At 62.7% G+C, this 7083-nt stretch carries 5 protein-coding genes and 1 pseudogene; 4 read left to right on the plus strand and 2 right to left on the minus strand.

The window, feature by feature from the left end:
- Positions 1-2: 2 nt before the first annotated feature.
- Together Q4G50_RS02195 and Q4G50_RS02200 are read right to left on the minus strand one after the other, a co-directional pair.
- Entirely contained in the window at positions 3-242 is a 240-nt protein-coding gene (locus Q4G50_RS02195; protein ID WP_303376002.1) for a hypothetical protein, read from the minus strand.
- 56 nt (positions 243-298) lie between these two features.
- Positions 299-2140 carry a glycoside hydrolase family 15 protein gene (locus Q4G50_RS02200; RefSeq protein ID WP_303376003.1) on the minus strand — a complete coding sequence of 614 codons (1842 nt, stop codon included), beginning with the start codon at positions 2138-2140 and terminating at the stop codon, positions 299-301.
- A 39-nt stretch (positions 2141-2179) separates the two neighbouring features.
- Here Q4G50_RS02200 and Q4G50_RS02205 point away from each other — a divergent pair, with 39 nt between their 5' ends.
- The 4 genes and pseudogenes from Q4G50_RS02205 to Q4G50_RS02220 form a co-directional block, all read left to right on the plus strand.
- On the plus strand, positions 2180-3418 hold the full coding sequence (locus tag Q4G50_RS02205) for a glucose-6-phosphate dehydrogenase (RefSeq protein ID WP_303376004.1): 1239 nt from the start codon (positions 2180-2182) through the stop codon (positions 3416-3418).
- A gap of 292 nt (positions 3419-3710) precedes the next feature.
- On the plus strand, positions 3711-4583 hold the full coding sequence (locus tag Q4G50_RS02210) for a YwiC-like family protein (protein ID WP_303376005.1): 873 nt from the start codon (positions 3711-3713) through the stop codon (positions 4581-4583).
- A 139-nt stretch (positions 4584-4722) separates the two neighbouring features.
- The gene (gene wecB / locus Q4G50_RS02215; RefSeq protein WP_303376006.1) at positions 4723-5949 is read left to right on the plus strand and encodes a non-hydrolyzing UDP-N-acetylglucosamine 2-epimerase; all 1227 of its coding nucleotides are present in this window, start codon (positions 4723-4725) and stop codon (positions 5947-5949) included.
- A gap of 159 nt (positions 5950-6108) precedes the next feature.
- Positions 6109-7034 (plus strand): annotated as a pseudogene (locus tag Q4G50_RS02220) (IS256 family transposase); the annotation flags it as partial.
- Positions 7035-7083 lie beyond the last annotated feature (49 nt).

Here is a 7083-nt window from a genome sequence, read left to right on the forward strand (position 1 = left end):
CTCTAGCCCTGATCTGGCTCCAGCACCTGTTGGTCGTTGGAACGCAGGTTCTTCACCTCACGCATGCGCGGCTGCGGGTCGAGCCGGTCGGCGACGGCCTTCCGGGTGGCGTCGACGGCCTTTTTGGTCACGGGGGAGTTGACCGCGGTGGAGTAACCCTTCTTGATCTGCTCGAAGCGGCGGCGGCCAGCTTTGGTTCCCAGGACATAACCTGCTGCGGCTCCGATGACGAACTGGATCATGAGTGTGTCTACTCCTGTTACTCGCGGGTAAAGATCAGTGCCAGCCTACCTGGTGTCTAGCACTCGGCCTCCGGATCGATAGGTGTCTCCGGGTGGGAGATGGCCGCAGCGGCACGGATAAGTCCCAGGTGAGAGAAGGCCTGCGGATAGTTGCCGGCCTGCCTCCCATAGGACGTTGAGTACTCCTCGGCGAGGAGTCCGAGGTCGGAGGAGACCGCACACACCCGGTCCATCTTCTCCCGGGCGTCGTCGAAGCGGCCGGAGTGGGCGTACTGCTCGATCAGCCAGAAGGAGCACAACAGGAAGGGGTACTCGCCGCCAGCGATGCCGTCCACACCAGTGCCGGTGGGGTAGCGGTGGAGGAAGCCGGCATCGTCGATGAGCGTCTTTTCGATCCGGGCGACAGTGCCGAGGATGCGCGGATCGGTGTACGGCAGGAAACCGATCTGGGAGAGCTGCAGCAGGGAGGCGTCGACATCGGTGCCGCCGTACGTCTGGGTGAAGGACTGCAGCTCCTCGTTCCAGCCCTTCTCCATGATCTCGGCGCGCAGGCGGTCGCGGAGTTCAGCCCAGTGTGCGGCGGGGCCGGGGAGACCGTGCTTCTCGACGGCCTTGACGCCGCGGTCGAAGGCAGCCCACATCATGGCGCGGCCGTGGGTGAAGTAGGCGGGCTCGCTGCGCATCTCCCAGATGCCGTGGTCCTTGACGTCGAACATATGCTCCTGGAAGGCGAGCATCGCCTTCTGCAGGTCCCAGGAGAACTCGTCGTCCTCCACGCCGGCGTTACGCAAGGTCTCCAGGGCGATCATGACCTCGCCAACCACGTCGGCCTGGTACTGCTCGGCGGCGCCGTTGCCGATTCGCACCGGGCGGGAGTCCTCGTAGCCGGGCAGATGCTTGAGCTCGAACTCGGGCAGGTGACGTTCGCCGCTCAGGCCGTACATGATGCGCAGTTCCTTGGAGTCACCGGCGATCGCGCGCAGCAGCCAGTCACGCCAGTCGCCGGCACGGTCGGTGAATCCGGCCTCGACGAGCACTTCGATGGACAGGGCGGAGTCACGCAGCCACACGTAGCGGTAGTCCCAGTTGCGCTCGCCGCCGAACTCCTCCGGCAGGGACGTTGTGGGGGCGGCGACGATCCCGCCGGTGCGTGAGTCGGTGAGAGCACGCAACACCAGTAGAGAGCGGGTCACCATCTCGCCGTACTCGCCCGTGTAGCTGCTTCCCGAAGCCCACCGCTCCCACGCCGCCTCAGTGATCGCCAGGGCCTCGGAATAGTCGGGGGCCGGCGGCACGTCACCGTGAGAGGGGAACCAGGTGAGCACCCACTCCAGCGTCTGACCGGCGGTGAGCCGGTAGTCACCACGGTGAGCGCCGGTGTCCTCGTCGAGCGTGAGGTAGGGGCCGCGCACGTGCACGGAGTCGGGGCCGGCGACGCAGCGGATCAACCCGATGTTCCGCTCGCCGTCGAGCACTTGGTAACGGTAAAAGGGGGTGGCCCGGCCGTAGTCGAAACGCAGGCGGAGTAAGGCGCGGATGTCCATCTCACCGGACGTGCACTCCACCCGGCGTACCAGGTCAGTGCACTCAAAGAGCCCGTTCTCCGGGTCCATTGGCATGAAATCCGTGACCCTCGCGGTTCCGGAGTTCGACTCCCATGTCGTCTCCAGGACGAAGGAGTTGCCGAGGTAGCGGCGGCCGGTGACGCGCGCTCCCGGGGCGTCGATGAGCCAGTGGCCGTGCTCCTCCGTCCCGAGGATCGACGTGAAGACCGCCTGGGAGTCGAAATGGGGCAGGCAGAGCCAGTCGATGCTGCCGTTCTCGGCGACGAGTGCGGCGGTCTGGGTGTCGGAGAGAAGTGCGTAGTTCTCGAGAGGCGTGTGGGCGCTCGTTGTCATGCCACCCACCCTAGGCGTGGGCGTGGAACACTGTGGGACATGGACACAGTCATCATTCTCGGCGGCGCCGGTGACCTCGCCCGCCGTCTCCTGCTCCCCGGAATCGCTGAATTCGCTTCGCTGCACGACACCTCCGTTCGCGTCATCGGCGTCGGTCGCGACGAGGTCGATTACCCGTCGCTGGTAGCCGAGAGCCTGTCCGGGGTCGACGTCCCAGATGTCCTGTCGGCAGAGGCGACCTTTGTCGTCGCCGACGCCACCGACTCGGAGGACATGGGCCGTGTGCTGGGGGAGGCACAGGGGACGACGGTCCTCTACTACGCTCTCCCGCCGTCGGTGTCCGTGGATTCCATCGCGGCGCTGGAGAAGGTCGAGCTCCCGGCTGATCTCGTATTTGCGATGGAGAAACCGTACGGAGAGACGGCCGAGGAGGCGGATGACCTCGATCGTCAGCTGCTCGCTGTCACCGACGAAGACCACATCTTCCGCGTGGACCATTTCCTCTGCGAAGCGGCGGTAACCAACCTGGCCGGCCTCATCCGGGCCAACCTGCCGCTGCGGGCGACGTGGTCGTCCGACTACATCGAGGCCATCGACATCGTCTTCGACGAAACCCTCGGACTCGAGGGCCGCGCCGAGTTCTATGACTCCACCGGAGCCCTGCGCGACATGATCCAGTCGCATCTGCTCCAGGTCCTGGCACACGTCCTTTGCGTCGACGGACGGGCTGAGGTCTCCGACGTTCTCGACGCCACTTCAGTCGTCGAAGGATCAGCGCGCCGGGCCCGGTATGCGGGCTACGCCGAGGAGGAGGGGGTCGACCCCGCCCGCGGGACGGAGACGCTGGCACAGCTCGATTTCGCCGTGGACCTGCCCCGGTGGGCGGAGACCCGTATCCGGCTGCGTTCTGGCAAGGCACTCGGGAATCCGGAGCAGGCGATTATCGTCCACTATCGCGCGGAGGCGGGTAAGGCGCCTGCCCGCCTGGTCGTGCCCTTCGCCGATAATCTCCTCCTGGAACTCAACATTCCCGATCCCGGCGATCCGGGGGATCTGGAGCGCGCCACCCTCCATTCCGACACCGTCCCCTCCCGGCTGAGCCCCTATGGACGGGTGGCCCGGGCACTGCTTACCGGAAACCACTCGGTGGAGGTCCCCGTCGGCACGCCACAGCGGGCGTGGGAGATCCTCCGGCCGGTGCTCGACGCCTTCGCCGCCGACGAGATCCCGCTCGAGGAGTATCCGGCCGGGTCTGCGGGGCCGGAAGGATGGCGTTAGTCGAATGTACTCTCATTTCCCGAACATCGAGTCTGGACTGCGCTATATTCGTAGATTCAACGAATCGGATTGAGGTGGCATGAGCAGCGACAACCCCTGCGAGGGACTCGCCGGGGTAGCCTCTGCCACTCTCGCCTACACCGCGCTGCTTTATGCGAGTCTCGTGGACTCCGGGCCAGGGGAGACTGCGCACGCGCCAGTCCCTGAGAACGCCTAGCTGGTATTTTGCTATTTGTCCGCAGGAACGCTTCGGAGTTCGTGTCCAACTTTCGATTGATGTTATCGTGTGGGAATGACCACGATACCTGGCCGGAAGCGTAGAAGGGGTAAACGGCGCGGGCACGGCATATCCCCGTGGGTACCGAACCAACACGGGGCCTGGGCGATGCTCACCAGTCCTGCTGCGCTGGGGCTGGTGTCGGGGTTCACGGAGCATGTGTTGGCGGGAAACTCAGACTTGAGGCCGCTGATTGTTCTACCGGCGGTACTAATCGCGTGGTTCTTTGGCTACTTCACTTTTTTCGCGTTCGGTCTGGTTACGAAGGCCCGCAACCCCCAGCGCCGGTCCGGCTACATGAAGCCGATCTACGTCTACGGTCCGATTGCTGGAGCGGGCATAGCTGTCGCGCTGGCACTGCAACCACAGCTGTTGTGGTGGGCAATACCTTTCACACCGCTGGTGGGGATCGCCGTGTGGGAGACCCTGCGGGGGCGCGGAAGGTCTGTGCTGTCAGGGGTGTCTACAGTTGTCGCGTCCGCGCTACTGTTGCCTGCCATGACCGCAGTGGGCGGGGGAGGCGGCGCCCCATGGCAGGTACCGATCATCATCTGGGTGTGCATGGTGTTTTTGGCCCTGTACTTTTCCGGAACGATCCCTTTTGTGAAGACGATGATCCGCGAACGCTACAACCCCCTGTATCTCAAGATCTCCATCAGCTACCACCTGGTAGCGCTGATGATTGTGTCGGGTCTGGCCGTTTGGGCGGGCAGATGGGTCGCTGGATTGTTGGCAGTAGTGACGATGGTGGTGGCCCTCGGGAGGGCAGTGGGCATCCCGTGGTCAGCTCGCCATGGTAAACCGTGGACCGCGCAACGGGTGGGAATGGCCGAGGTGCCTGTTTTGCTGCTCGCGTGCGCGGCGGTCATTGCGGCGGTGTTCGGGTAGCAAGCCAGGTGTGGTGGGACCAGTCAAGAACAAAAGCACTGCAATTCTGTGAACACGCCGCTAAGTTAATGGAAAGCCCTTTACCTTAGGCATACCCAGCCATGTGTGGGTGCTCGCGTATCTAATACTAAGGAGTTTCGTGTCTCTGCCCAAGATCATGACCGTGTACGGTACCCGTCCCGAAGCCATCAAAGTCGCGCCCGTGATCGCTGCTTTGAACAGCGACGATCGTTTTGAGTCAGTCGCTGTCTCCACAGGTCAGCACCGCGAGATGCTCGACCAGGTCAATAAAATGTTCGGCATCACCCCGACACATGACCTCGAGCTGATGAAGCAGGGGCAGGGACTCAATGAGTTGGTGTCACGAGCGATGATCGGTCTGGATTCCATCATTAAAGGGGAGAATCCAGACGTGATCATCTCTCAGGGGGACACTTCCACCGCCATGACCGCAGCGCTAGCAGGTTTCCACCGTGGGGTGAAAATCGTCCATCTCGAGGCAGGCCTGCGTACCGGCAATATCCTCTCTCCCTTCCCAGAAGAGGCCAATCGCCGCATCATCGGGCAGATGACCTCACTGCACCTGGCGCCAACTCCGGCCTCTCTGGAGAACCTCCGCCGGGAGAACTTCAGGTCCAAGGACATCGTGGTCACTGGAAACACAGTCATCGATTCCCTCCTCAAGGCAGCCGCCTGGGACATCACTTTCCAGGACGCCCAGCTAGTCAATCTTGCAGACACTGATCAGCGACTGGTCCTTGTGACCACTCACCGCCGTGAGAATCTTGGGGACATGGAGCAGATTGCCTCGGCCATCCGCGAGTTGGCTCTCAAGTACCCCGAAACCATATTTGCCTTGCCTCTCCACCTCAACCCGCTGGTCCGGACAGCTGTGCTGCCGAAAGTGGAGGAGCTGAACAATGTCATAATCACCGATCCACTGCCGTACGACGAGTTCACGAAGCTGATGAACCGCGCGACACTGGTGATCACTGACTCGGGTGGTGTGCAGGAGGAGGCGCCAGCGCTCGGCAAGCCGGTACTGGTTATGCGTGAGAATACCGAGCGCCCCGAGGCAGTCACCGCAGGGACGGTGAAGCTGGTGGGAACTGATCCATTGCGCATTGTCAGCGAGGCTTCGCTGCTTCTCGACGTCCCCGCGGCCTACGATGCCATGGCTAATGCCGTCAATCCCTACGGTGACGGTCAGGCGGCGGCTCGTTCCGTGGCAGCGATTGCTGACCTGGTGGGGGTAGGTGAGCGCATGGCGGACTTCGATCCGGGTGTCGCGGGCCGGGCCGGCCTGCCGGTGGAGAGGAGCCGCGTGGAAAACGCCGGCGAGGTTCCGGACTCGCTGCCGCTCTGAGAAATGGAAATGGGCCGCTGAGAGCGACCCTTCCGAGGGGGGAATCCAGTGGCGCTACTCTTTGACGGGTTAAGTAGCAGAAAGTGTGTCCGGGATTCGGGAGAGTGTCAGACGGTTTGTGTGTGAGGGATTCCCCTCACATCAAGGAGATGAACCAGAATGACTACCGTGGCACGACGAAACCCCCAAGACTCCGCAAAGATTAAAGCGATCGAGGAGAAGCTGTTGGCCAATCCTTCAGATGGCCAAGCTGATCGACGAGCTTGGTACCTCCACCACGGATGCCAATGACCTCGTCCGGGGCTTGCTGCAGGCCTCGATCAACCGCGGACTCAACGCCGGGATGGACGCCCACCTCGGCTACCAGCACAGCGACCGAGATGGCAAGGAAGCTGCTGGTCAGAGTAATTCCCGCAATGGGTCCTACCCCAAGCGAGTCGATTCGAACTACGGCCCCGTTGACGTCGCTGTTCCCCGGGACCGTGACGGTTCGTTCTTACCGACGATGGTGCCCAGAGGATCTTGCCGGCTGACCGACGTCGACGATCAGATCATCAGTCTCTACGCCGGTGGTATGACTGTCAGGGACATCCAGCACCACATGGCCATCGCCATGGGCGTGGACATCTCCCATGAGACGATCTCCACGATTACTGACGTGGTCCTCGACGAGGTCATGGTGTGGCAGAACCGACAGTTAGACGAGTTCTACCCTGTGATCTTCCTCGACGCGTTGCGCATCAAGGTCCGTGACGTCTGGCCGGGTGGTCAGCAAATCCGGCTACCTGGCCATCGGGGTGGACATGGAGGGAATCAAACACATCCTGGGTATCTGGCTGGCGAGAGAGGAAGGAGCCTCGTTCTGGGCCCAGGTGTGCACTAACCTCGCTACCCGCGGAGTGCACGATGTGTTCATCGTGTGCTGTGACGGACTCAAGGGCCTGCCAGACGCTGTGGAAGCGACCTGGCCGGATTCGATGGTCCAGACCTGTGTTGTCCATCTGATCAGGGCAGCCAACCGGTGGGTGGCCTACGGCGATCGTAAGGCCGTCTCAGCGCAGCTGAAGAAGATCTATACCGGCCCTTCCGGTTTTAGAGTGCGTTGATCTTGCCCTGGAGCCCTCCGGAGTGGAT

This window comes from Corynebacterium sp. (genome assembly GCF_030538285.1).
In the GTDB taxonomy this organism is placed as follows: Bacteria; Actinomycetota; Actinomycetes; order Mycobacteriales; family Mycobacteriaceae; genus Corynebacterium.

Coding starts and splice junctions, on each gene's coding strand:
- Q4G50_RS02195 (WP_303376002.1), bottom strand. CDS start 242: ATGATCCAGTTCGTCATCGGAGCCGCAGCAGGTTATGTCCTGGGAACC.
- Q4G50_RS02200 (WP_303376003.1), bottom strand. CDS start 2,140: ATGACAACGAGCGCCCACACGCCTCTCGAGAACTACGCACTTCTCTCC.
- Q4G50_RS02205 (WP_303376004.1), top strand. CDS start 2,180: ATGGACACAGTCATCATTCTCGGCGGCGCCGGTGACCTCGCCCGCCGT.
- Q4G50_RS02210 (WP_303376005.1), top strand. CDS start 3,711: ATGACCACGATACCTGGCCGGAAGCGTAGAAGGGGTAAACGGCGCGGG.